Origin of the sequence: Planococcus ruber (genome assembly GCF_022819085.1) — a bacterium.
In the GTDB taxonomy this organism is placed as follows: Bacteria; Bacillota; Bacilli; order Bacillales_A; family Planococcaceae; genus Planococcus; species Planococcus ruber.
On sequence record NZ_JALHAG010000001.1, the window covers coordinates 841,672 to 864,239 of the forward strand.

At 46.5% G+C, this 22,568-nt stretch carries 24 protein-coding genes and 1 riboswitch; of the genes, 15 read left to right on the forward strand and 9 right to left on the reverse strand.

Annotated elements, in window-relative coordinates; genetic code table 11:
- The first annotated feature begins 77 nt into the window (after positions 1-77).
- The 3 genes from MTR82_RS04310 (at position 78) to MTR82_RS04320 (ending at position 951) form a co-directional block, all read left to right on the forward strand.
- A complete protein-coding gene (locus MTR82_RS04310; RefSeq protein ID WP_246807931.1) occupies positions 78-467 on the forward strand; it encodes an RDD family protein in 390 nt (129 codons plus the stop codon).
- Between the two features lie 119 nt (positions 468-586).
- Positions 587-766 (forward strand): hypothetical protein, encoded by a 180-nt coding sequence (locus tag MTR82_RS04315; protein ID WP_246807933.1) that lies wholly within the window; start codon positions 587-589, stop codon positions 764-766.
- Complete coding sequence (locus MTR82_RS04320) at positions 766-951, forward strand: class I SAM-dependent methyltransferase (protein WP_246807935.1); 186 nt, start codon at positions 766-768, stop codon at positions 949-951. Before MTR82_RS04315 ends, MTR82_RS04320 begins: the two co-directional genes overlap by 1 nt.
- A gap of 318 nt (positions 952-1,269) precedes the next feature.
- On the opposite strand, the gene MTR82_RS04325 is transcribed toward MTR82_RS04320, so the two are convergent.
- A complete protein-coding gene (locus MTR82_RS04325) occupies positions 1,270-2,106 on the reverse strand; it encodes a YsnF/AvaK domain-containing protein (RefSeq protein WP_246807937.1) in 837 nt (278 codons plus the stop codon).
- A gap of 302 nt (positions 2,107-2,408) precedes the next feature.
- Here MTR82_RS04325 and MTR82_RS04330 point away from each other — a divergent pair, with 302 nt between their 5' ends.
- Positions 2,409-2,606, forward strand: a complete 198-nt coding sequence (locus MTR82_RS04330; RefSeq protein WP_246807939.1) for a hypothetical protein — start codon at positions 2,409-2,411, stop codon at positions 2,604-2,606.
- A gap of 74 nt (positions 2,607-2,680) precedes the next feature.
- On the opposite strand, the gene MTR82_RS04335 is transcribed toward MTR82_RS04330, so the two are convergent.
- The 5 genes from MTR82_RS04335 to MTR82_RS04355 all read right to left on the reverse strand — a co-directional run bounded on the left by MTR82_RS04335 (position 2,681) and on the right by MTR82_RS04355 (position 7,142).
- Positions 2,681-3,523, reverse strand: coding sequence for an STAS domain-containing protein (locus tag MTR82_RS04335; protein ID WP_246807941.1), 843 nt, complete (start codon positions 3,521-3,523; stop codon positions 2,681-2,683).
- Between the two features lie 208 nt (positions 3,524-3,731).
- Positions 3,732-4,787 carry a hemolysin family protein gene (locus MTR82_RS04340; RefSeq protein ID WP_246807943.1) on the reverse strand — a complete coding sequence of 352 codons (1,056 nt, stop codon included), beginning with the start codon at positions 4,785-4,787 and terminating at the stop codon, positions 3,732-3,734.
- A 66-nt stretch (positions 4,788-4,853) separates the two neighbouring features.
- Positions 4,854-6,158, reverse strand: a complete 1,305-nt coding sequence (locus tag MTR82_RS04345) for a hemolysin family protein (protein WP_246807944.1) — start codon at positions 6,156-6,158, stop codon at positions 4,854-4,856.
- 38 nt (positions 6,159-6,196) lie between these two features.
- Entirely contained in the window at positions 6,197-6,583 is a 387-nt protein-coding gene (locus MTR82_RS04350; protein ID WP_052650123.1) for a MerR family transcriptional regulator, read from the reverse strand.
- Positions 6,584-6,743: 160 nt separating this feature from the next.
- On the reverse strand, positions 6,744-7,142 hold the full coding sequence (locus MTR82_RS04355; RefSeq protein WP_246807946.1) for a RidA family protein: 399 nt from the start codon (positions 7,140-7,142) through the stop codon (positions 6,744-6,746).
- A gap of 220 nt (positions 7,143-7,362) precedes the next feature.
- Here MTR82_RS04355 and MTR82_RS04360 point away from each other — a divergent pair, with 220 nt between their 5' ends.
- On the forward strand, positions 7,363-8,727 hold the full coding sequence (locus tag MTR82_RS04360) for a copper amine oxidase (protein ID WP_246807948.1): 1,365 nt from the start codon (positions 7,363-7,365) through the stop codon (positions 8,725-8,727).
- A gap of 669 nt (positions 8,728-9,396) precedes the next feature.
- Here the strand turns inward: MTR82_RS04360 and MTR82_RS04365 are convergent.
- Entirely contained in the window at positions 9,397-10,347 is a 951-nt protein-coding gene (locus tag MTR82_RS04365; RefSeq protein ID WP_246807949.1) for a class F sortase, read from the reverse strand.
- 65 nt (positions 10,348-10,412) lie between these two features.
- Positions 10,413-11,747, reverse strand: a complete 1,335-nt coding sequence (locus MTR82_RS04370) for a hypothetical protein (protein WP_246807950.1) — start codon at positions 11,745-11,747, stop codon at positions 10,413-10,415.
- A 281-nt stretch (positions 11,748-12,028) separates the two neighbouring features.
- Here MTR82_RS04370 and MTR82_RS04375 point away from each other — a divergent pair, with 281 nt between their 5' ends.
- The 7 genes from MTR82_RS04375 (at position 12,029) to MTR82_RS04405 (ending at position 18,282) form a co-directional block, all read left to right on the forward strand.
- Positions 12,029-12,601, forward strand: a complete 573-nt coding sequence (locus tag MTR82_RS04375; RefSeq protein WP_246807951.1) for an RNA polymerase sigma factor — start codon at positions 12,029-12,031, stop codon at positions 12,599-12,601.
- Positions 12,589-13,308, forward strand: coding sequence for an anti-sigma factor (locus MTR82_RS04380; RefSeq protein WP_246807952.1), 720 nt, complete (start codon positions 12,589-12,591; stop codon positions 13,306-13,308). Before MTR82_RS04375 ends, MTR82_RS04380 begins: the two co-directional genes overlap by 13 nt.
- Positions 13,309-13,460: 152 nt before the next feature.
- Positions 13,461-14,360 carry an SDR family NAD(P)-dependent oxidoreductase gene (locus MTR82_RS04385; protein ID WP_246807953.1) on the forward strand — a complete coding sequence of 300 codons (900 nt, stop codon included), beginning with the start codon at positions 13,461-13,463 and terminating at the stop codon, positions 14,358-14,360.
- Between the two features lie 19 nt (positions 14,361-14,379).
- Entirely contained in the window at positions 14,380-15,282 is a 903-nt protein-coding gene (locus MTR82_RS04390) for an SDR family NAD(P)-dependent oxidoreductase (protein WP_246807956.1), read from the forward strand.
- Between the two features lie 270 nt (positions 15,283-15,552).
- Positions 15,553-16,353 (forward strand): alpha/beta fold hydrolase, encoded by an 801-nt coding sequence (locus tag MTR82_RS04395; protein WP_246807957.1) that lies wholly within the window; start codon positions 15,553-15,555, stop codon positions 16,351-16,353.
- Positions 16,354-16,364: 11 nt separating this feature from the next.
- The gene (locus MTR82_RS04400; protein WP_246807958.1) at positions 16,365-17,303 is read left to right on the forward strand and encodes a GGDEF domain-containing protein; all 939 of its coding nucleotides are present in this window, start codon (positions 16,365-16,367) and stop codon (positions 17,301-17,303) included.
- A 136-nt stretch (positions 17,304-17,439) separates the two neighbouring features.
- Positions 17,440-18,282 carry an STAS domain-containing protein gene (locus tag MTR82_RS04405; RefSeq protein WP_246807959.1) on the forward strand — a complete coding sequence of 281 codons (843 nt, stop codon included), beginning with the start codon at positions 17,440-17,442 and terminating at the stop codon, positions 18,280-18,282.
- A gap of 56 nt (positions 18,283-18,338) precedes the next feature.
- Here the strand turns inward: MTR82_RS04405 and dapA are convergent, their stop codons facing one another.
- On the reverse strand, positions 18,339-19,229 hold the full coding sequence (gene dapA / locus MTR82_RS04410) for a 4-hydroxy-tetrahydrodipicolinate synthase (protein WP_246807960.1): 891 nt from the start codon (positions 19,227-19,229) through the stop codon (positions 18,339-18,341).
- Positions 19,230-19,355: 126 nt separating this feature from the next.
- Positions 19,356-19,534: riboswitch (Lysine riboswitch) on the reverse strand.
- 107 nt (positions 19,535-19,641) lie between these two features.
- Between dapA and MTR82_RS04415 the strand changes: the two genes are divergently transcribed.
- From MTR82_RS04415 to MTR82_RS04425, 3 genes are all read left to right on the forward strand, one after another.
- A complete protein-coding gene (locus MTR82_RS04415; protein ID WP_246807961.1) occupies positions 19,642-20,247 on the forward strand; it encodes an SAM-dependent methyltransferase in 606 nt (201 codons plus the stop codon).
- Between the two features lie 59 nt (positions 20,248-20,306).
- Positions 20,307-21,155, forward strand: a complete 849-nt coding sequence (gene ypfJ / locus MTR82_RS04420; RefSeq protein WP_246807962.1) for a KPN_02809 family neutral zinc metallopeptidase — start codon at positions 20,307-20,309, stop codon at positions 21,153-21,155.
- Between the two features lie 134 nt (positions 21,156-21,289).
- Positions 21,290-22,456 (forward strand): TraB/GumN family protein, encoded by a 1,167-nt coding sequence (locus MTR82_RS04425; protein WP_052650152.1) that lies wholly within the window; start codon positions 21,290-21,292, stop codon positions 22,454-22,456.
- The last annotated feature ends 112 nt before the right edge of the window (positions 22,457-22,568 follow it).

A 22,568-nucleotide genomic window follows, 5' to 3' on the forward strand; every position in this document is an offset into this window, starting at 1 on the left:
TTATTTTCTTGTTCTTTGTCTTATCTTCCGGAATCTCTTATCATGAAGGTAATCCTATTTGAAAGTGAGGGAAATCGATGCATGATTTAACAAAAAAACGCGCCAAGGCGGCAGTGGTCGACTCGGTTATTTCTACAGCAGTTTCACTGGCACTGGAGCCGCTTCTCCGCAAGAAGATAAAGAATGAAGCGTTTCTTCAAGTAGCAGCACCGACCCTGGTTTTCTGGGGGCTTGAATATGTGCAGCTTCGCCTGCAGGGGCAGACGCTCGGGCAGAAAGCGTTCGGCATTAAAGTAGAGAGCGAAGACGGCAACGAATTGACGGATAGTCAAATTTTGAAACGTGTGCTGCATCGGGACACCATCAGCCCGCTTGCTTATTTGCGCGACCGCGAAAAATACGCAGACGCCAAAGGCGAGAAATTTTCACATGATGCTTATGCCCATACGGTTGTAAAAGAACAATGAAAAAGCGAAACGGCTCCGGAAATTTTCCATGGCCGTTTTTTTGAGCCTTTAAGCCGCTAAACCATTTCTTAAAGTATCGGCTGATTATAATGAAGAAAAATAGGAAGGTGCAGAAAACCATGAAATTGCACAAGGAATTGGCAGAGTGGTGGCTGCTCATGTCGCCGCATACGGAATACGAAGAAGAAGCTGCCGTTTATGCGAAAATCATTCAACGGCATCATCCGGAGGGGGAGAAAGCTATTGAATTCGGAGCAGGCGGCAGCAATCCCTTTTACTTGAAACAGCATTTTGGTTGATGGATATTTCCATGGATATGATTGCCGCCAGCCGGCAGTTGAATCCGGGCTGCTGCCATCTACAAGGCGGTATGTGCACGATGGATGCCGGAACTGGCTGCGATTTGGTTTTCATCCACGATGCCATCACGTATTTCAAAGAACCGGCGGCATTGATAAAGACGGGAGCGGCATGCGGCATTTAGAATGGACTTATGAACGCGATCCCAACGGCCATGTGACGAAAACCTATTATCTGTAAATGATGAGGGATGAAGAGGGAAAAGTGTTTACGGAGTCAGACAGTTTCGAATCCGGTTTGTTTTTCCGTGCCGGAATTGAAAAGCCTTTTGAAAGAAGCAGAGTTTATTGCTCTATTTGAACCGGTGCATGATTCGACAGAGCCCGGCGATGATTTTGCGATTGTGTCAAAGCTAATTGAAAATACAGGATAACAGAAGATGGAAATCATTATTAAAAAGCAACATGGAACGGCTTATGCCGTTCCATGTTGCTTTCAGTAATTATAAAGGCTTGCGGCCGTTTGTAGTTGAATCGTTGTCTTCATCGATATCCGCCACTTCGCGGCGCGTCGTTTCAGTGACTTGCTCGGTATCTTGGACTTTGCGTTTTCCAACTACGATTTCTTCGGAAACCACGTCGGTTTTCGAAACTTCTACCCGTTCTTCAGAAATCGGAATGTGGATGTTTTCGCCATCCTGGTAAGCGTCTTTTCCGGTCAATCCGCCAGCCGTTGCAGAATCCGTTGCTTCATTTACCGGACGTCGTTCAATATAGACTTCTTCGCGTTCGACTGGGACTTCAATCGTCTGCGTGTCTTCTACGACATGCTTGCCGACATTCACTTCCCCGGTTTGAACGCGCTCTTTATCCACTCTTAACTGTTCTTCGTGCAGGCGAAGGCGCTCTTCATCTGTTGTTGAAGCACTCGTATCGTTTGTAAAGACAGAGCCGGTGCCAGCTGTATTCGCCCGGGTTTCGGTATAGCGGTCATAGGACGGGCCATATTCGCTATCCACGTAAAGCAAAATTTTGCCGTTTTCGACTTCACGCTTATAAGTATCAGATTCTTCGGAATCAAGGCCCATGCTATTGAAAGCCTCAAATGAAGAGGTTTCTCCTGCTAACGTCGAGATGAATCTTCCCATGAAGCCCTGGTCTTCCTGTGTATCCAATTTAACATCTGTCTGCCCTTTGATCATCGTCAATTGGTCTTCATCTTGGGCAATGACGTACATATCTTCTTCTCTATATCCTTGAGATTTCAATTCTGTGATTTTGCTTAATACTTCCGCCTGTACATCAAAAGTTCCGATAAACGTATTTTCTCGTTTTGCCATAATAAATTCCTCCTGTTGGTTAGTTGGATTCCTGTAAAGCAAGGTATTGCTAGTGTACCCCCGACCTTTTAAGTACTAAACATTTATAAGCATAAATAGGAATTAAGGAATAGGGAATCTGGCGAATTTCAGAAGGGGGTAAATGGCGATCGAGCCTATGGGGGAGTAAGCTTATGTATTTTTTGTGACTGGCGCATTTTTCAGGTTTGAATACTAGATAAATGAGGAATGTAAAAGTACAATTATCATTAAGAGGCTGAAGCAATAGAGCTTCTATATTTAATTCAAAGGAGTTGAAGGCGATGAAATTGGGAACAGTCCGAGGGTCAAGCATGATTGTCAAAATGGCGCGCAGCCTGGTTGAGGAAGGCTGGTCATTCATGGTGGATGAATTCGATGTCATTATTAAAGCAGAGCACAAAGCTACCGGAGAAGCTGTGTCTTTCAACTCCATGGGCACATTAAAGCGATGGATGTACGAAAAAGCATTGAGCTACTAAAATAAATCAATAAAAAGAAGGGCCGCTGATTCTCAAGCGGCCCTTTCTTTATGCATTTTTATGCCTGCAAAAATTTAAATGATGTTCAATTTATTCAATCGCATCGCTTGTGCCAGCGTATTGTGGATTTCCACGTTGTTGAAGTTGAGGCCCAGCTGGACAGCTGTTTGGGCAATATCCGGGCTGATTCCGGATAAGGCAGTTTCAACGCCGATTAAATTTAGGCCGTCAATCAATTGGAAAATTTGGTGGGCCACCATAGTATCGATGATCGGCACGCCGGATAAATCGATGAATAATTTGTTTAACCGCTGCTCAGCGCATTGCGACAAGGCTTTTTCAAAAATGATATGTGCCCGGTACGTATCGATTTCACCGACGAGCGGAAGGAATCCGATGTCATAGGCAAGTGAAATGACGGGCGCACTCATCTCAACAATCATTTCCCGTTGGGCATTCAAACGGTTTTTCGTGGCAAGTGAATGCTGGAGTGTATACTCCAAAATGATGTGGTTGATCGTTTCTACTACGCCGCGGTTCCACGCGATGATTTGTTTGATCGAGAGTTCATCCAAATTCGCTTCTGCATATTCTTCGATCAATTCCAGGTATTGCTGCTGAGTTCGGAAAAACTCCTCGATAATTTCTTCAAGTGGAGTCGTTAAATGCGCTTCATCTTTGGCAATGGCTTTAATCCAGTCTTGAAATTCCTCTATGCATTCCGTATCGTCTTTTTCGAACATGCCGCAAAACTGGACATGAAACGCATGGTTTTGTGCTTTGACTTGCTGAATCGTTTCCGGATCAGTTGAACCGTAGACCCCGTCTTTTGTCTTATCTAACGATTCATACCATTGTTCTGTCAGAAACTCCGTTTTGCTGCATAGAAAGGCGTGCAGTTTTTGGTCTCTCATCATTTTGTTTTCCGCCTCCGTAAATTTGTATCCGCTTAATTTGCCTGCAATCCGCAGGAGGGCCATGTCATTTGCTCGAATTGCATTCAGGGAAAATGGCTCTGTCTTCCATTGTAATATAGAACGGGCATCCAAATCAAAATAAAAAGGGGGAGAGAAAATAAAAAAGTCCAGCAGGATGCTGGACTTTGGAAAGGGTAAAACTCATTTGTTAAATGGGATTGATTTCGAGAGACTCCTCGCTGATTTCCCCGACAATTTCCTCCAAAATATCTTCCATCGTCACAATGCCGGCTGTATGCCCGTCTGCTGCGGTAATAATCGCCATGTGTATGCGGCTTTGCTGCATTTTGTTCAGCACTTTTTGAATAGGCGTATTTTCGGGGAAGCTTGGCATTTTGTGGAGCAGCTCAGCAGGGTCCTGAACGCGACCGGCTGCCATTCCGGTCAACAATTCTTTCGTATTGATGAATCCCAGAATTCGGTCTTTGTCGCCGGATTCAGTCACAGGATAGCGGGTATATTCATGCTGGTCCAGTATACCGAAAAATTCTTCGCGTGAAAGACCTTGAGTGACCGTGATGATTTTTTCGCGGGGAATCATGATATGCTTTACGATCCGCTCATCAAATTCAAAAATATTCTTTAGATAGGTTAATTCGGTTTGATTGATTTCCCCGCTTTTATAGCTTTCGGCCATAATCAATTTCAGTTCTTCTTCAGAATGCGCTTCTTCATGGCCGGCAGGCTCTACTTTGAAAAGTTTAAGGAATAAGCGTGCTGAGCCGTTCATCACCCAGATAAACGGACTCATGATTTTGCCGAACCAGTAAAGGGGCGGTGCAAGAAGCAAGGTCATTCTTTCCGCAAATTGGATTGCTAAGGTTTTGGGCGCCAGTTCGCCGATGACTACGTGCAGGAACGTGACAATTCCAAGTGCGATTGCATAGGAAAGAGCGGTCGCTAAAGCTTCGGGCACAGCAAAATAGTCGAATGCGGGATGCAGCATTTTTTCGACTGTCGGCTTCCCCAATGCCCCGAGAATCAAAGCGGTTACGGTGATGCCGAGCTGGCATGCCGATAAATAGTAGTCAAGGTTATTGGCTACTTCTTTTGCGCGTATGGCTTTTTTATTGCCTTCTGAAATCAGTTGGTCGATTCTTGACATCCGCACCTTTAAAATAGCGAATTCAGCACCGACGAAAAATGCAGTCGCGAGAATCATCAGCGCAACGAGCAGCAGGTTAATGATTATTTGTCCTTCCAATATGGCTCCCCTTCGATAGGGGATTCACCTCCGTTAACTAGTCAAAAACAGAATGGGCATGCAGGGTTATTCAGGTTCTCGATGGAACATGATTTGCTTGATTTGCTGGTTATCCATTTCAGTGACGGTCCACAAAGAATTTTCTTTCGTCAAGGTATCGCCGGTTTGGACTTCCCCGAGGCTTTTGAAATGGACCCAGCCGCCAATCGTATCAATATCGGTGCTTTCCTCAAAAGTCAGGCCAAATCGTTCTTCAAGATCGCTTAGCAGGACCCGCCCGTTGATCAAATACTGGTGTTCGCCGATTTGGTCAATTTCCGGCTGTTCGTCTTCATCAAATTCATCGCGGATTTCCCCGACGATTTCTTCCAGAATGTCTTCCAACGTCAGCATCCCGGCAGTTCCGCCGTACTCATCTGCGACGATGGCCATATGGACGCGGGCGTGCTGCATGCGCAGCAGTGCGTTCTGCAAGCCGGTCATTTCAAAAACGGTCGGCACTTCAAGCACAAAATCCTGCAGCTGCCAAGGGCGTCCTGCAACGATGTGCGGAAGCATTTTCTTGGCGCTGACAAAGCCGATGATGCGGTCTTTATCGCCGTCTTCGGTCACCGGATAGCGTGTGTAATTGTTTTCATCCAGCACCTTGACGATGTCATCCAGCGGCATGTCTTTATCCAATGTAATCAATTCGGTGCGCGGGACCATGATATCTTTCGCTGCACGTTCATCGAATGTAAAGACGTTTTCCATATAAGACAGCTCGGTTTCATTGAGTTCGCCGCCTTCATAGCTCTGGGCCATGACAATCTTCAACTCATCTTCCGAGTAGGCTTGGTCATGTCCGGCAGGTTGAACGCCGAACGCTCTTAAAAGAAGGCGGGCAGCCCCGTTTAATAACCAAATAAATGGCTTCAATGCTTTGCCGAACCAGTAAAGCGGCAGGGCAAGCAATAACGACATTTTTTCCGCATATTCGATTGCCAATGTTTTCGGTGCCATTTCACCCAGCACCACGTGCAAATAAGTGACAAGAAAGAAGGCAATCGCGTAAGACGAAGCAGATGCAACCGCATCCGAAACCGAAAGAAATTCAAATATCGGATACATGAGACGTTCAACAGTCGGTTTTCCGAGCGCTCCAAGTCCGAGTGCCGTGACCGTAATGCCGAGCTGGCAAGCGGATAGGTAATAATCCAAGTCGCCGGCGACCTTTTTAGCCGTCACGGCTTTTTTATTGCCTTCTGCAATCAGCTGATCCAGGCGCGACATGCGAATTTTGACGACCGCAAATTCCGAGCCGACAAAAAATGCCGTCAGCGCGAGTAATAGTACCAATAATCCCAAATTCAGTATCGTAATTATGTCCACTTATGTTCCCTGTTAAAGGGATTCACCTCCGAAATTAGTTACAGCAGAGCGAGCAGGGAGGCAATAGCCACCAATTTGCTCTCAAGCGCTCTGCTGATCTGCACTTTGACATGCGTCGGTGCATCTTTCATTTGTTCTTCTAAGCGGATGATCTTTTTTTGCAGGCAATCGAATTCTTCGTATACGTCTTCAGCGAGTACATCTGTTTCCGGCAGCTGGCTTGAATCGAGAAGCTCTTTGATCTCAGCGATCGACAGCCGCTGGTTTTTCAATTGGTGGATCCGTTCGAGCGTCTTTAGCACTGAGTCGGGATAGAGCCGGTAATTCTTTTCCGAGCGCTCAACTGACAATAACCCGCGATTCGTATAATAATCGATTGTTCTGATTGATACTCCGCTTAATTGGGCAACTTCGCCAATCTTCATTAATCCCTTCCCAATGCAAACGCCTCCTTTTTTAGTTAAAAATAGTTTAGCATGCCGGCTCAAAAACTATACAGTGAAACGTGCTGGTTTACCGGTCGAAATCATTGCTTTTTTTTCGCGCCGCCATTTTTTGATTAAGAAGAAAGGGCTTAGCAGCGGGCTACACTTTCGCCGCCCAAATTTCAATTTCAACCTTTATTTCCGGCCATCCCAGTTCCATGATGTAGCCGATTGTCATGGCGGGATAATCGTCTCCGAACATGGCAGACCATTCGCTGCACATAAAATCCCAGTCGATCTTTTCCGTAGCCCAGATGTTCACTTTGATGATATCGGCTGCTGAAAGCTGTTCGGATTCCAGCACCGCCCGGATGTTTTGGAACGTATAGGTGATTTGCCGATTCAAGCTATCAGGGAGCTTTCCGTTTTCATCCAGGCCGATTTGCCCGGAAGTCACGTACAGTTCAGCGTTTCTAGGGATTTTCGTAATATGTGTGTAGTTGCCGACAGGCTCAGAGACGCAGGCTGGATTTTTTTGTGTGATTTTATCGTTTTCCATTTCACTGCTCCTCACTTATATAGAAATAAAATAATTTCGGATGTTACTAGCTTTCTTGAAAACCATGGCCAATCCCTTTATTTAGACATTAAAGTCTTCATCAAAATGCGGAATTCTCATAAAATATATTATTTTATTTAAAAAAAGTGATCTAAACCATTTCTTCCTGCGTTTTGTTGGCAGTACAAAAAATTAAACAGGAAAAAAGGAGATGTTTTAGATGAAAATGAACAAACTATTAGTAGCTCTTCCATTAACCCTTTCATTATTGGTGCCGACAGCGGCATTGGCAGACGGACATGAATCACATTCAGCACCGGCTTCAGCTTCAGCAATGGAAGCGGGTACGGCAACACCGGCGGCAGAACTTCGGATCGCATTGGATACGGTATTGACGGAGCATGCTTTCCTGGCAGTTGAGGCGATGAGAAAAGGCGTAGACGGCGCTGAAGATTTTGATCAGGCTTCTGGAGCGCTTCTTGCAAACGCCGATGATTTAAAAGCGGCAGTCGCTTCTGTTTACGGTGACGAAGGTGCAGCGCAATTCGATGAAATCTGGAAATCGCATATCGGCTATTTTGTTGATTATGTAACAGCGACTGCGAAAGAGGACCAGGCTGGAAAAGACAAAGCCTTGGCAGATTTGGAAGAATACAAGAAAACACAATCGGACTTTTTCGACGCAGCGACTGAAGGTCGTTTACCGGCAGCAGCTGTTCAAGAAGGACTGGATATGCACGTGGATCAATTAGTAGAAGCTTTTGATGCTTATGTAGCTGGTGATTTTGAAACAGCGTACGCACTTGAACGCGAATCGATCCATCACATGAGCATGTTCGCAGAAACTTTGTCTGTAGCAATCGCAGACCAGTTCCCAGAGAAATTCGATAATACGAATCCGGATACACCGGCTGTTGACTTACGTGCTCAATTGAACATGACCTTTACAGAGCATGCCGGCTTAGCGGCAATGACGATGCAGGACGGAGCAGACGGAGCGGAAAGTTTCGACCAGGCATCTGCCGCGCTGCTTGCGAACGCTGACGATTTAACTGCAGCTGTTGCATCGGTCTACGGCGATGAAGCTGGAGCTCAGTTTGAAGAAATCTGGAAATCACATATTGGCTACTTTGTTGATTACGTAGTAGCGACAGGCGAAGGCAATATGGAAGGCCAGGAAAAAGCGAAAGCTGATTTGGATCAATACATCATCGAACAAGCGGCACTTCTTGATGCAGCCACTGAAGGCCGTGTACCGGCAGATGCGTTAGAAGAAGGCTTGAAAGCACACACGGGCCAATTGTTAGCAGCTTTTGACTCTTACGTTGCAGGAGACTTCGATGCCGCTTATAACTCGATTCGTGAAGCATATGCGCACATGTCAATGCCAGCAGCCGGATTATCGGCAGCCATCGTTGACCAGTTCCCGGATCAGTTCGGGGCTGCTACAATGCCATCTGAAATGCCGGCAACAGGTATGGGCGGAACAGCCGCTTCATCCACAACGCCGTTCCTATGGATCATGGCCGGTTTGATGTTAGCGGCTCTTGCTACAACAGTGGCGGTCCGTTACCGCAAGCAATAAAGAACAGAAAATCTTAAAAGCAAATCCGGATTTACCGGATTTGCTTTTTTTCTTGCTTGTTATTGACCGTAAAATTAAAGAAGCGGCTGTTCCTGCGAATTTAAAATACGCTCAGTTAAGGAAGAAATACGCCCAGTAGTCGAAAGAATACGCCCAGTTAAGACGGAAATACGCCCGAATAAAACCGATAGTAAAAATAGTCTTAGAAAAGAGTTTCCGCTCGAAGAAGTCGATTCGCTGCTTCAGTCGAGGCTCTCATTACTGTTCGAATGAGGACATAACTTTATTAAAAGCGAAGAAAGTAAAAATCAGCATGAGTAACAAAAGGGAGCCCTGCGACAATCCCTGCATCGAATCGTTTAAGAAAGAGCGAATGTAACGAACTCGCATCATTGCAAGGGTGGACGCCCGAGAGGCTGCTTCAGCATCCGTCGTATAGAAAATATTCCACACTTTTTTCACCGCATAGACTCGAAGAAAAATACCGCCTGAAAATCTTTTAACTTATCTTCAAGTTATAAAAACGAAGTGCGTCAGGCATTAACAAAAAGAATCAGTAAAACCACAATCCACTTTCTTGGCTAAAGTCCAAGAGAAACCTGATAACCAGAAAAACTTTTAAAAGCAAATAAAAACTGTGGAAGCCCTTTAGATAAGCTTCCACAGTTTTTATTTTAACGCTTCTGCTTTCTTGGATTCTTTCAAGTCTACATCGACGGAGGAAACGTAGTAGCGCTTGCCTTCGCTTGGCTCGATCGTAATATTCTTGCGGTCGAACAGGGAGACGGTTTCAATTTTCTTCATTTCACCGGATGCAATGTCCTCTTCATAGACGCGGTAGCCGATAATGGCATCGTCCCGTACAGCATGCCACGAAACATTGAAATCAGTTGCAGTGACATTCTCCGGTGCTTTAGGAGCTGCAATTTCAACTGCCGAGTCGGAGATGAGTTCAGCTGTTACCACCAATCGTTCTTCGTGCGAACCGATATCACGGTTAAAGTCGCCAGTACAAGTAATGAGGTTGATGAACCGTCCGTCTGCATTTCCGAAGATTTCTTCAATCGGTGCTGCATCGGTTTCATAGCTTGCCAGTTTTTGAACTTCAAATACCATTTCCCGGCCTGTTGCATTAAATAGTTTCACTTGATCACCAGGCTTAACGTCTTTCAGCTCGTAGAATACGGCTGGGCCGGTCAAGCTGTCGACATGGCCAGCAAGGACAGCATGTCCTTTAGCGCCAGCTTTGAAACCGGGTTCAAACCAGCCTACTTGATCGACATCTTCTGGGACGCCCATTTCGCCATTTTCAAGGATCCCAGTCGGTTCGATTGCTGCCTCAACTCCGATGGACTCGATTTCGATGCGCGTCGGCTCCATGCCTTTAATGCTTTCTTGCCGTTGTTTTTGGACCATTTCCAGTTTTTCGCGCTGTTCAGGAAAGATGGGGAATTCGGCGATTTTGTCGACAACATTTCCCGCCGTCACTTCTTTTTCACTGTTTTCTTCAAGTTGTACGCTTTCTTCTTTATCCGCCGGGCCATTCGCCAACGGCTTTAAAATGAAAAATAAGGCAGCGACCAAAAAAACGGCGATGCCCATTGTCACAATCTGCTTCATTTTCCATCCCTCCCATTAAAGTAGGAATAGAGAGGGCTAAAAAGCCCTCTCTTATTTCCTGTCATTTATGATTGTTGTTTACTTTGACGATACGTGATAGTTCCTGCGCCAACTAAGATCAATGCGCTTAAAGCTACCCAAAGCATCATCGTGCTGGATTGGCTTTCACTGCCGCCAAATCCGGTAGCGGGCATTTTTTCAGGGGCTGCATTGACAAAGTTCTCAGGGAATTGATCTACAACTGCACCACTTAAGCCTTTGCCGATATCGAACATGATGGCGTATCCAGTGCGGTAAGTCTCATAGGAAGCCGAGTAGTCGCCTGAAACATATTGCTGGAATGTATCTACTACTGATTTCTCGTGTGCCGCAACAGCAGCAATCGTTTCTTCAAGCGGCATGCGGTCTTCAGTCGCTGTGTTTAGGAAAGTACCTAATTCGTTTGCAAATGTATCTGTTAATGTCATGACGGCACCGTCTACAGCTTCCTGATCTTCAGAAGCGGAAGCAGCGGCTAAATTGCCTTGGATTGAAATGTGTTCGTTGTTCCAAAGAGCGGTGAATTGGTTGCTTGCTTCTTCCCCATAGACAGAAGCTAAAGCGCCGCGGAACTCTTCTGTATTCTGGTCCTGTGCCCAATCGGCAAAGTCAAAGTCTGCTGAACCGTTATAGCCTTTTACCATGCTCAATTGTGCGAGTGCAAAATGTTCTGCCGCAATGCGGTTCACTGTTGAACGGAAATCGCCGGCCGGTGTATTCGGGTCCGTGAACTGGTCAGGGAATTGAGTGGCAATTGCACCGCTGATGGCACTGCCAGCTCCAAAAATTTGCTTGAAGCCTTCAAGATAAGACGTATAGGCTGCTTCGTATTCGCCCGCTGCATACAAGTCGAATGTATCTTGTACGAAATCTTCATGCTGGCGCAACGCCTGTTTGGCTCCTTCTTCTGGAAGGTTGCCTTCCGTTGCTGTTGCGAGGAACGTGCCCATCTCGTCAACAAATGACTGGATCTGATCAAGGGATTCTTGCTTCATTTCTTCGTTTCCGTCTTTTACGGCCATTGCATAGTCATCTGTTCCAACATTATGCTTTGCGAAAATTTCTTCGAATGCCGCTCCGCCTTCTTCACCATAAACGGATGCGATGACCGGCTCCATATCGGCTGCGTTTTCATCCAATGCAGCCATGGCCGCTTCGGCTGCTTTATCGCCGTCGTAGATTTTCATCATCGAGTCGACAGCCAGAGCGTAGTGCTCAGACAGCAAACCATCAAGCGTCGCCCGCAATTCATCTCCTGTTGTATCCACGTGCGGGCCATCGTGTGCAAATGCCGTTGCTCCCATTCCTGGCAGCAGCAGCGCTGCCCCTAATACCGGCGCTAAAATTTTTCTCCATTTCATCGTCAACACTCCTCTTTTTTCATTTCTTGCTTACCTAACGGAACCTGTTGGAAAATAGATCACTCTTTTTTAAAAAACTTTTAAAAGTGAACTAAAAAACGAATCGATCCGTTAGAGGAGTAAGAAAGCAAAAAGAAGTAGCTGCGAATAAAAGAATGAAAATGCATCGTTCATTTTCACTCTTCTTATCTTCGAATTCTCGATTCCTTAACTTTATTGTGTTGGCTAACGCTGAGTTATAGTAAGCTTGAGGAATGAAATCTGAATAAAGGGGACCAGTTATGGAGAAAAGTTCAGACTTTGTTCTATATGAACGTGTACGGAACAAAGACAAAGAAGCGCTTGAACAATTATACGACCGCTATGAAAAAATTCTTTTCTCGTTTCTTGTGAAAATGACCGAAGACCGGGATTTGGCAGAAGAAGCGCTGCAGGAAGTTTTTATAAAAGTCTGGCGGGGTGTTGGAGAGTACGATGAAAGCAAAGGGAAATTCACTTCCTGGCTATTCACGATGTCACGGAATGCCGCCATCGATTTGATCCGCAAGAAGAAAAAGCCGTCAGTGGCGCTTGAAGAGGCTGGAGAATTGGTTAGTCCGGCATCGAGTGTGGAAGAAACGGCAGAATGGCAGGAAAAGAAAGAACAGATTCAATTGGCTGTAAAAGATTTATCTGCCGAGCAGCAAAAAATGGTCCAGTTGTTTTATTTTAAAGGATACACACATGAAAAAATCTCTGAGCTATGCGAGGTTCCGCTCGGGACCGTCAAAAGCAGGATACGGCTCGCTTTGAAAAAACTGAAAGGGACTTTGCATGATATGCAGGAAAGGGGGGACTCACCATGGCGAAACTGAATTGTGACCACGTCATCGATTATTTGAACGGAACGCTCAGTAAAGAAGAACAGCTTGAATTTGAACAGCATTTGAAAACCTGTACGGATTGTCAGGAAATCATTGAAATGACGGGCGATCTCCCTTACCTTGCAGATCCTGTCGATCCACCTGCCGGGATGAAAGCCAGAATCCTATCTACTGTCTTCGAAGAGGAAGAAGAGCAGAAGAAATCCGAAGAAGTGAAGCGGGAACCCGCTCCGCTTATCGCACAAAAAGCGGTGAAAAAGAAGAATAGATGGCCGGTGCTGATTGCGGCTGCCTTGTTCGTATCGCTGCTCGGCAATGGCTATGCCTTGCTGAAGCTGTCGGAACAGCCGGAAACCGGCGGGGAGATGGCCTTCCAATCCATCGATCTTCAGCCGAATGAAGTATTTGGCGGAACGGCGAAAGCCGCAATCATCCGGGAAGAGGAGTCGCTTGAATTGGTCGTGCAAGCCGAACAATTGGAAGCCCTTGAAGGTGAACAAGTCTATCAGATTTGGCTCTTGAAAGAAGGCAAACCGATTCCGGCAGGAGCCTTTACTCCGAGTGCCAATGGAGAAGGAAATGCGTATTACAGTCTGGAAGACAATACCGAAGACTGGGATACGATCGCAATTACGCTCGAACCTCAGGCTGGCAATGCCTCGCCGCAGGGAGAAATCGTCTTGAGCTCCGAGATTTAAGAATAGAAGGAAGAAACGGACACTCCATTCATGGGGTGTCCGTTTTTTGGGATTTAATTCCTTGGCAGATCTACAAGACGCCCGCGTTTTCATTGCAGTGAAAGGGGTATGGCAGAAGCAACAAAACATTCTCTACCCGAGGAGGGGTTCAAATGGCAGACAAAAAATCCAGGCAAGGCCTCACCGTTGTCATCACCGGTGCTTCAAGCGGCTTTGGCAAAGGGATGGCGAAGCGGCTTGCAGCAGAAGGCGCGAATGTCGTCTTGGCGGCCCGGCGGACGGAGCTGATCGAGCAGCTGGCGGAAGAGTTGGGGCAGAATGCAGTTGCTGTTACGACGGATATCAGTATCGAAGGCGATATGGAACGGCTGATGGATACAGCGCTTGCGGATTTTGGAAAAGTGGATGTCTGGATCAATAATGCAGGGCTCGGAATTATCGGTTCATTCACGGAAATTCCACTAGCGGATCAGATGCGGCTCGTCCAAGTGAATCTCATGGGAACGATGTACGGCAGCCGCTTTGCTTTAAAGCAATTTAAGCAGCAAAGCTACGGAACATTGATCAATCTCTCTTCTTTTGTCACAAGTGTTCCGCTTCCATTCGGAGCCGCCTATACGGCGACCAAATACGGAATTTCGGGGCTCAGCAAAGGCTTATATCAGGAAATGCGGCTGGATGACTGGAAAGACATCCAAGTTTGCGTGGTCCATCCGTGGGTGACGGATACGCCTTGGACCGAACATGCCGGAAATTACAGCGGACATGCCATTGAAATTGGTCCAGCAGATGACCCGGAAGAAGTCATCGAAGAGATTCTCGGGCTGATCGATAATCCGCAAGAAAGTCTGGAAATCGGCTTTAAAGTAAAAGGCACAGCGATCATACACAAATTGATGCCGGACACCGTAGAGAAATTGGATGGCCATTTTCTGGACCGGATGCTGAAAAGTTCGCCGCCTGCTAAGCCGACATCCGGCAGTTTATTCGAACCGAGAATGGAAGGAAGTGAAGTCTCAGGAAATATGCGTGAACGTTTCCGCAACAAATAAGCGGCAAGGAGGAATTCGGATGGCTGAAAATGAAAAAAGGCAGGGTTTGACGGTTGTCATCACTGGTGCATCGAGTGGTTTTGGAAAAGGGGTGGCGAGGCAATTGGCAGCTGACGGAGCGAATGTGGTTCTCGCTGCCCGCCGAACAGCATTGATAGAAGAGTTGGCCAATGAACTCGGTTCGCATGCCATTGCCGTTACCACAGATGTCAGCAAGGAAAAAGATATGAAGCATCTTTTTGAGACGGCGCTATCCACTTTCGGGAAAATCGATGTCTGGATCAATAACGCAGCGGTGGGGGCGATCGGCCCTTATACGGAAGTGCCAGGGAAAGACATGGCACGCGCAGTTGAAATCAATGTCATCGGAACACTGATTGGCAGCCATTATGCACTGCGCCAGTTTAAGCTGCAAGGACATGGCACCTTGATCAATATCGGTTCGGTCGCAGGAAAAGTGCCTTTCCCGTACTATACTCCTTATAGTACGACGAAATTTGCAGTAATCGGGTTAACGGCTTCCCTTTATCAGGAAATCGAATTGGAAGGCCATCAAAATATTCATGTCTGCATGGTCCATCCATGGGCGACCGACACGCCGTGGTTTCTGCATACGGCCAACTACACAGGGCACGAAGCGGAAATGAAGCCGATGGACGACCCGGAACCGGTCATTGAAGCCATCATCAGCCTGATCGATGACCCGCAGGAATCCATTGGAGTGGGATCGAAAGTGAAAGGAACTGCGCTGTCGCGGAGCCTCATGCCGAAACTGACGGAAAAGATGAATTCGGTGCAAGTAAAGAAAGTGATAGAAGATGCACCGCCAGCGCCGCTAACTTCCGGAAGCCTGCATGAACCGCTCGATATCGGCACTGAGGTTTCAGGTGGAATCCGAAAACGCATGAAGTTGGAAGATTGACCAAGAAAAAACGGGCCATACGGGTTCGTTTTTATTTTGCGGATTAAAAATAACGGCTAGTTATAAAGGCCTTAATGGTTGTTGGAGATTTTTAGTATTTTGATTCAGTCAAAAAGAGATCGACTCTCTATTTGCCGGACTAATGGAGGGAATTGGGTATACATTCGAACAGCCAGATTCAACTGCTGTTACTTTTAGCAAGAGATGGTAGTATGGACGATAGCAGGTATTTTTAAGTAATCGGCATTGACGCAATGGGAGTGGTATAGGATGAAAGAAGCGATCATCAAAAGAAATAATGTACGGATCATAGGGGAAGGAAAGCAGACACTGGTATTTGCCCACGGATTTGGATGCGATCAATATGTATGGAATCGTATTGCGCCAGCATTTGAAGGCCAATATCGAGTGGTGCTTTTCGATTATGTAGGATCAGGAAAAAGCGATAAATCGAAATACTCGACGGAACGCTACAGTACGCTGCACGGCTATAAACAAGACCTATTCGATTTATGTGACGCCTTGGATCTTCGGAATGTGGTCTTTGTCGGCCATTCTGTCAGCAGCATGATCGGCATGCTGGCATCGAACGAACGCCCGGAATTGATCAAGAAACTGATTATGATTGCACCTTCGCCTTATTATATGAACGAGGAAGGTTATCGAGGCGGGTTTGAACCAACTGATATCGATGAATTGCTTGATATGATGGAAGTGAATTATAAGGAATGGGCGAAGTATCTGGCGCCTGTTATCATGCAAAATAGTGATCGGCCCACTTTAACGGACGATTTCGAAAGTATTCTTTGCTCGAATGACCCTGTCATTGCGCGCCAATTTGCAGAAGTCACATTCAAGTCCGATATGCGGAAAGAGCTGGGAAAAGTGAAAGTTCCGACCTTGATCCTGCAGACCCAATTTGATGCGATTGCACCGGTTGAAGTCGGGCGCTACATGAATGCTAAAATTGAAAACAGCCGACTGGTTCTTATGGAAGCCAAGGGACATAATCCGCATTTAAGTGATGCAGAAGAGACCATCGCTCACATCCAGGCGTATTTGAAGGAATAGGGGAGAACGAGATGGAGGAACGGTTGAATCAGGCGCCATTTGCTTATCTAGTGATGGACCAAGAATGCCGGATTATCGAAGTGAACGAAGAAATGAAAAAGATAATCGGAAAAGAAGAAGTTCCGGAGCATGTCCATCAACTATTGACGGTTGCTTCGATGGTTTATTTCCAAACTTATTTTTTGCCGGCTATCACCTTGCATAAAAAAGTCACTGAAATGTCCCTCACCATCAAAAGCCAGAAAGGGCCGATTCCAGTTTTGATGAATAGCGTTGAACGAAATGGCTTTTTTGAATGTGCCTTGATTGAAATGAGTATCCGGGGTGAATACGAGAAGGAGCTGCTTTTGGCGAAGCAAAAGGCCGAAAAAATCAATCAGGAATCGGCAGAAGCCTATGCAAAGCTTCAAACTCTTCTTTCAGAAGTGGAAATGAAACAGCTGGAACTCGAAAAGCTCAATGGCGGCTTGAAGCACCTCGCCAACACGGATCCTTTGACCGGCTTGAAAAATCGGCGCTATTTGGAAAAGGAAATGGATAATTTAATTGGGCGGGCACGAGAAGGGTTGCCGCTCGCTGCATTGGTGATTGACATCGATTTTTTCAAGAACGTCAATGATACGTATGGCCATCATATCGGGGATTTGGTGCTCCGTGAACTGGCTGATAAATTGCGGAGCGAAGCAGAAGCCTTCGGCATTGTGGCAAGACTTGGCGGAGAAGAGTTCATCATCGTATTGCCCGGATTTGACCACTTGCAGGCAAAAAGCTTAGCTGAAGAGATCCGAATGCGTGTAGAGCGGGATGAATGGGCTCATGCAGCGATCACTGTCAGTATCGGCCTTGCATCTTTTTCGGAGAAAGACAACGGCATCACATTATACAGCCGGGCAGATAAAGCCTTGTACGCTTCGAAAAAGGGCGGCCGCAATCGGGTGACGGCATTTTAAGAATAGCAGGTGCGGGTGGCTTGTTAAGCTTGCTTATAGGCGGTTTAATTTCTTTTGAATAAAAGTATGCCGTGAACCTGAAAGGCGGTTATAATGAATTCAAAACACTACTGAATTCAAACCATGGGGGATCAGGATGGATAAAGAAATTAAAATGCTCGGCAAACGGGTGGAAGAAGAACGCTATGTCATCGCTGAATTGATACAGGAAGAAGTTTCTAAAGACATCAGTTTTGAAGAAGCGAAAGAATATGCCGGTTTTATTGATGCAGTCACTGAATTCCGCGCGGGTTTTATCGGCTTGCTTGCCCAGTCATTTGAACATTTTTTGGATCCGCAAACAGCTTATGATGAAATTTCTGTCTGGGGAGAAAAAACCGGAAATTACTTTCTCGATCAAAATATGGCGCTTGATGCTGCTTTGGCAGAGACATCCCTTTACCGAAAGCATATCGGCAAAATCATTAAGACCGAAGCGATGCGCAATCAAATCAAACTCGAGCACCTTTTTGAAATCATGGAGTACTTTCATACACTTTTGGATCACGCTGCTTATTCCTATAGCTTTGCCTATATCAATTCATACCAGAAGAGCTTAAGGGAGGCTCGGGACGAATTCATGAAATTGTCTGCCCCGGTAGTGCCTGTAAACGATCAAATCGCTATTTTGCCATTGATTGGAGAAATTGATATCGATCGGGCTCAGTACATATTGGAAAAGACCTTACTGGAAGCCAGCCGTTTAAAAATCTCAACCTTGATTATTGATTTGTCTGGGGTCGTTAAAGTCGATGCGGTAGTTGCGGAACAGATTATCCGAGTGACCCAATCATTAAGGCTGGTCGGCGTGCACAGCATGCTGACCGGCATACGTCCGGAAATGGCCCAGACAATGATCAGCCTCGGAATTGATGTCAGCCAGCTTTTGCTTGGCGGCAGCTTGAAACAAACGTTTAAAAAACTTACTGCCAATCCTTAAAAAAACTGCTGAAGCATCAAGCCGCTTCAGCAGTTTTTTCGTTGAATGAAATGGATTTAAAGTTTAGAAAGATTAGCTGGACTTTCCGAAAGCACGTGCTGAAGAGCTTGCTGTTCCTGCTCGTTCAACGGAATCATTGGCAAACGCACGCCGCCAACTTCTACGCCGCTTAAGTTCAGCGCTGTTTTTACAGGCACCGGGTTTGGCGCCGCAAATAACGCATGCATCACCGGCAAGAGTTTCCGGTGAAGAGCTGCCGCTTCTTGGACATTGCCGCCTTTGAACAGGGTAATCATTTCTTGCATATCGTTCCCGATAATATGGGCTGCGACCGAAACGATGCCTTGTCCGCCGATTGAAAGCATCGGTAAGGTCAAGCCGTCATCGCCGCTGTAAACCGCAAAGTCAGCTGGTGTATTTTCAATAATTGCCGCTGCTGCATCCAGATCGCCGCTGGCTTCTTTTATCGCCACGATATTTTTGATGGCAGACAGGCGAATGGTGGTTTCAGGAGACAGGTTCACGACACTGCGCCCTGGAATATTATAAAGCATCACAGGCAGGAACGTTGAAGCGGCGATTGCTTGGAAATGCTGGAACATGCCTTCCTGGGAAGGTTTATTGTAATATGGGGTCACGAGCATGACACCGTCCACGCCGATTTCTTCTGCTGCGCGCGTGAGCGAAATCGAAGAACGCGTATCGTTAGAGCCTGTGCCTGCAATGACCGGGATGCGTCCGTCGGTTATTTTAACCACAAACTTAAATAGCTCAATTTTTTCATCCGTTGACAGCGTAGGAGATTCACCGGTTGTGCCGGCTACGACTAGCGCGTCCGTGCCGTTCGCGATCAAATGCTCCACTAGTTTTTTGGTTGCCTGAAAATCTATATCACCTTGTGCGTCGAATGGCGTCACCATTGCCGTCACTACTTGTCCGAAATTCATCGTACCACCCTTTTCTCATTTTTTTGGTTTGCTTTTAGAGGTGAACGGGTCGGTCATTAACAAACAAAAAGCAGCAACGAGGGTCTCGTTGCTGCCATAGAAACAATGTCATGCGTTTGTTTCTTTGTGTCAGATAGCCCTCCATATAGTTTCCTATATGACAGTTCAGCATTTGTTCAATGCAGAACCAGCGATAGCCAGTATGAGCCTTTCATCGCTTCGGCAAATTCCCCTTTCAGCATACGTCAACGGATCCCATACTCCTCGGTAAGCGTACTGATGGTCTTTGCACCTCTATCCTCACCCGGAATATCCAGGCAAGAAAATATTGAATTAGCTAGACCATATCAAAAATAATGGAATATTGCAAGCCGTTCTGATTTGATTTAGTTAAAAAGAAAGGAGCTGTGTTATGGAAGAACAGCGGAGAGACAAGAAATTGGCTATCCAAACATCGGAGATCCAGCAAGGATTTCCTGAATCGATTCATCACAATCGCTATGAACCGACGCCTTATTCGCTTCTTGATCAATTGTTCGACCGGTACTCCTTATCTTCTTCGGATCGGCTCGTCGATTTTGGCAGCGGGAAAGGGCGGTTGAACTTTTACATTCATCACCGCTTTGGAGCCCAAACTGCCGGAATAGAAATGGATCCCGATTTTCATCGGCAGGCGCAAGAAAATTTACAGGCTTATGAAAAGAAACGGAAGACAGGAGGAAGCATCCGATTTATCCAGTGTTTGGCTGAAGAATACAAGGTGGAGGAAACAGATAATAAATTCTATTTCTTCAATCCCTTTTCTGTTCAGATTTTCATCGCGGTTGTCAATAACATCATGAAATCATATGAACAAAGAGCAAGGGAAATAGACTTGATCCTATTTTTTCCTTCTGATGACTTTATGGGTTATTTGGCGCAGCGGACTCCGTTCGAAGTGGCTGAAGAAATTGAATTTCCTTCTTCCGGAAAGAATCTTCGGGAACGGTTCTTGATATATCGGCTTTCGGTGTATTGATTTGAAAACTTGTAAATAGGGGTATAACGGGAGAAAGAGGTTGTTGAAGGAGTGGTTTGATGAAGTGGCGAGGCAGAAAAGCGAGTGGAAACGTAGAGGATCGGAGAGGCTCGGGAGGCGGCGGAAAATTAGTTGCCGGAGGCGGAATCGGCGGTTTGCTGATTGTGCTGATTGTGGCGTTTCTTGGCGGTGATCCGGGAGCGGTATTGGACGGCCTTGGTTCTGGCGGAACCCAGACGAATGAACCTTATGTGGAGACGGAGCAGGAAGCGGAGCTGTCCGATTTTGTGGCGGTTGTCCTGGCGGATACGGAAACGGTATGGACGCAGGTTTTTGAAGAGGAAGGCATGGAATACGTGGAGCCGACCTTAGTGCTTTTCGATGGCAGCGTAAATTCAGCTTGCGGAACAGCGGGAGCAGCAGTCGGTCCGTTCTATTGTCCGGGAGACCAGAAATTGTACATTGACCTCAGTTTTTATGAAGAGCTGCAGAATCAGTTCCAAGCACCCGGTGATTTCGCAATGGCTTACGTGATTGCCCACGAAGTCGGCCATCATGTGCAGAACCTGCTCGGCGTGATGAAGGAAGTGCAGCCGCTCAGAAATCAACTGAGTGAAGAGGAATATAATAAGCTGCAAGTGAAGTTGGAACTTCAAGCCGATTATTACGCAGGAGTCTGGGCCCATCATGCGCAAGGCATGGACCTGCTGGAAGAAGGGGATTTGGATGAAGCGTTGACGGCTGCCAGTGCGGTCGGCGATGACACAATTCAGAAGCGCTCGCGCGGCTACGTCGTGCCTGAAAGTTTTACGCACGGCACTTCTGAACAGCGCAAAACCTGGTTCTATAAAGGATTTAAAGCCGGAAACCTGGAAGCGGGCGATACATTCAACGCCAAAGGCCTGTAACGGGAAAGCGAGGAAAATTGAAGAACTGAAGAGTCCGGCATTGATATTTTCAGCAATGTGATTCATTATTGAAATAGACAGTCTTTTCACGCAGCGCGCGAGGGGAAATTAGGTTCTATAAAGGAAGTAAATTCATGCAGGAAGAAAATATTACACGCATCCAGCTGGATGGTCGTGAGGTTGTGCTGATCGGTACAGCCCACGTTTCCCGGCAAAGTGCGGAACAAGTAAAAACGGTGATTGAACAAGAGCGTCCGGATTCGGTGTGCATCGAATTGGATGCACAGCGCTACCAGTCTGTTACGGAAAACAGCAAGTGGAAGGAAACGGACATCTTTAAAGTGTTAAAAGAAAAGAAAGCCAGTCTTTTGCTGATGAACTTGGCCATTTCTTCTTTCCAAAACCGGCTGGCGGATCAGTTCGGCATCAAACCGGGACAGGAAATGATTCAAGGCATTGAATCGGCGAAAGAAGTAGGCGCTGACCTGGTGCTTGCTGACCGGAACATCCAAGTGACGTTCTCGCGGATTTGGGGGAATCTTGGTGTCATGGGCAAAGCCCAGCTTTTGACCTCCGTATTTTTCAGCATCTTCAGCAAAGAAACCATTTCGGAGGAAGACTTGGAAAAAATGAAATCACAGGATACGCTAAACGCAGTATTGGATGATTTTACCCAGTCTTTTCCTAAGCTGAAACAGCCGCTTATTGATGAACGGGACCAGTATCTGGCCCAAAAAATCAAAGAAGCTCCTGGTGAAAAAATCGTGGCGGTGCTTGGAGCAGCCCACGTACCTGGAATTACGAAAGAAATCCATAACGAACATGATTTGGCGAAACTGTCCAAAGTGCCGGAGAAATCGAAATGGCCGAAAATTATTGGCTGGATGATTCCAATTGTCCTCGTCGCGTTGATTGCGATTACGTTTTACAATAACCCGGCAGCGGGAATCGACCAGACCATCAGTTGGGTGCTCTGGACTGCATCGCTTGGGGCAATCGGGGCCGCGGTGGCGTTTGGCCATCCATTCGCCATTTTGACCGCCTTTGTGGGAGGGCCGATCGGGGCGCTGCATCCTTTGCTTGCAGCCGGGTGGTTTTCTGGCCTTGCCCAAGCGTATGTACGCCGGCCGAATGTCGGGGATTTTGAAACTCTTTCAAAAGACGTATTCACGGTTAAAGGTTTTTGGGACAATAAAGTCACACGGGTGCTGCTGGTTGTCGTTCTTACCAATTTAGGCACAGCAGCAGGCAATATCATCGGCGGGGCCGACGTTATCCGCCTCTTTATCCAAAATCTATAATGTGCGAAAGCCGAACGGAGTTCTTTGCCGTTCGGCTTTTTCTTTTCATTGTATAAAAAAGTAAGGAAAAGGGTATAGGGTAGAAAATCATCCGCTTCCGGTTAAGGAGGAG

Excerpts from the sequence above, each read along its gene's own strand:
- dapA (WP_246807960.1), bottom strand. The coding sequence starts at position 19,229 with ATGAATTTCGGACAAGTAGTGACGGCAATGGTGACGCCATTCGACGCA.
- MTR82_RS04375 (WP_246807951.1), top strand. The coding sequence starts at position 12,029 with ATGGAGAAAAGTTCAGACTTTGTTCTATATGAACGTGTACGGAACAAA.
- MTR82_RS04380 (WP_246807952.1), top strand. The coding sequence starts at position 12,589 with ATGGCGAAACTGAATTGTGACCACGTCATCGATTATTTGAACGGAACG.
- MTR82_RS04360 (WP_246807948.1), top strand. The coding sequence starts at position 7,363 with ATGAAAATGAACAAACTATTAGTAGCTCTTCCATTAACCCTTTCATTA.
- MTR82_RS04390 (WP_246807956.1), top strand. The coding sequence starts at position 14,380 with ATGGCTGAAAATGAAAAAAGGCAGGGTTTGACGGTTGTCATCACTGGT.
- MTR82_RS04365 (WP_246807949.1), bottom strand. The coding sequence starts at position 10,347 with ATGAAGCAGATTGTGACAATGGGCATCGCCGTTTTTTTGGTCGCTGCC.
- MTR82_RS04355 (WP_246807946.1), bottom strand. The coding sequence starts at position 7,142 with ATGGAAAACGATAAAATCACACAAAAAAATCCAGCCTGCGTCTCTGAG.
- MTR82_RS04405 (WP_246807959.1), top strand. The coding sequence starts at position 17,440 with ATGGATAAAGAAATTAAAATGCTCGGCAAACGGGTGGAAGAAGAACGC.
- MTR82_RS04415 (WP_246807961.1), top strand. The coding sequence starts at position 19,642 with ATGGAAGAACAGCGGAGAGACAAGAAATTGGCTATCCAAACATCGGAG.
- MTR82_RS04315 (WP_246807933.1), top strand. The coding sequence starts at position 587 with ATGAAATTGCACAAGGAATTGGCAGAGTGGTGGCTGCTCATGTCGCCG.
- MTR82_RS04400 (WP_246807958.1), top strand. The coding sequence starts at position 16,365 with ATGGAGGAACGGTTGAATCAGGCGCCATTTGCTTATCTAGTGATGGAC.
- MTR82_RS04335 (WP_246807941.1), bottom strand. The coding sequence starts at position 3,523 with ATGATGAGAGACCAAAAACTGCACGCCTTTCTATGCAGCAAAACGGAG.
- MTR82_RS04310 (WP_246807931.1), top strand. The coding sequence starts at position 78 with ATGCATGATTTAACAAAAAAACGCGCCAAGGCGGCAGTGGTCGACTCG.
- MTR82_RS04385 (WP_246807953.1), top strand. The coding sequence starts at position 13,461 with ATGGCAGACAAAAAATCCAGGCAAGGCCTCACCGTTGTCATCACCGGT.
- MTR82_RS04425 (WP_052650152.1), top strand. The coding sequence starts at position 21,290 with ATGCAGGAAGAAAATATTACACGCATCCAGCTGGATGGTCGTGAGGTT.
- ypfJ (WP_246807962.1), top strand. The coding sequence starts at position 20,307 with ATGAAGTGGCGAGGCAGAAAAGCGAGTGGAAACGTAGAGGATCGGAGA.
- MTR82_RS04325 (WP_246807937.1), bottom strand. The coding sequence starts at position 2,106 with ATGGCAAAACGAGAAAATACGTTTATCGGAACTTTTGATGTACAGGCG.
- MTR82_RS04330 (WP_246807939.1), top strand. The coding sequence starts at position 2,409 with ATGAAATTGGGAACAGTCCGAGGGTCAAGCATGATTGTCAAAATGGCG.
- MTR82_RS04320 (WP_246807935.1), top strand. The coding sequence starts at position 766 with ATGGATATTTCCATGGATATGATTGCCGCCAGCCGGCAGTTGAATCCG.
- MTR82_RS04395 (WP_246807957.1), top strand. The coding sequence starts at position 15,553 with ATGAAAGAAGCGATCATCAAAAGAAATAATGTACGGATCATAGGGGAA.
- MTR82_RS04370 (WP_246807950.1), bottom strand. The coding sequence starts at position 11,747 with ATGAAATGGAGAAAAATTTTAGCGCCGGTATTAGGGGCAGCGCTGCTG.
- MTR82_RS04350 (WP_052650123.1), bottom strand. The coding sequence starts at position 6,583 with ATGAAGATTGGCGAAGTTGCCCAATTAAGCGGAGTATCAATCAGAACA.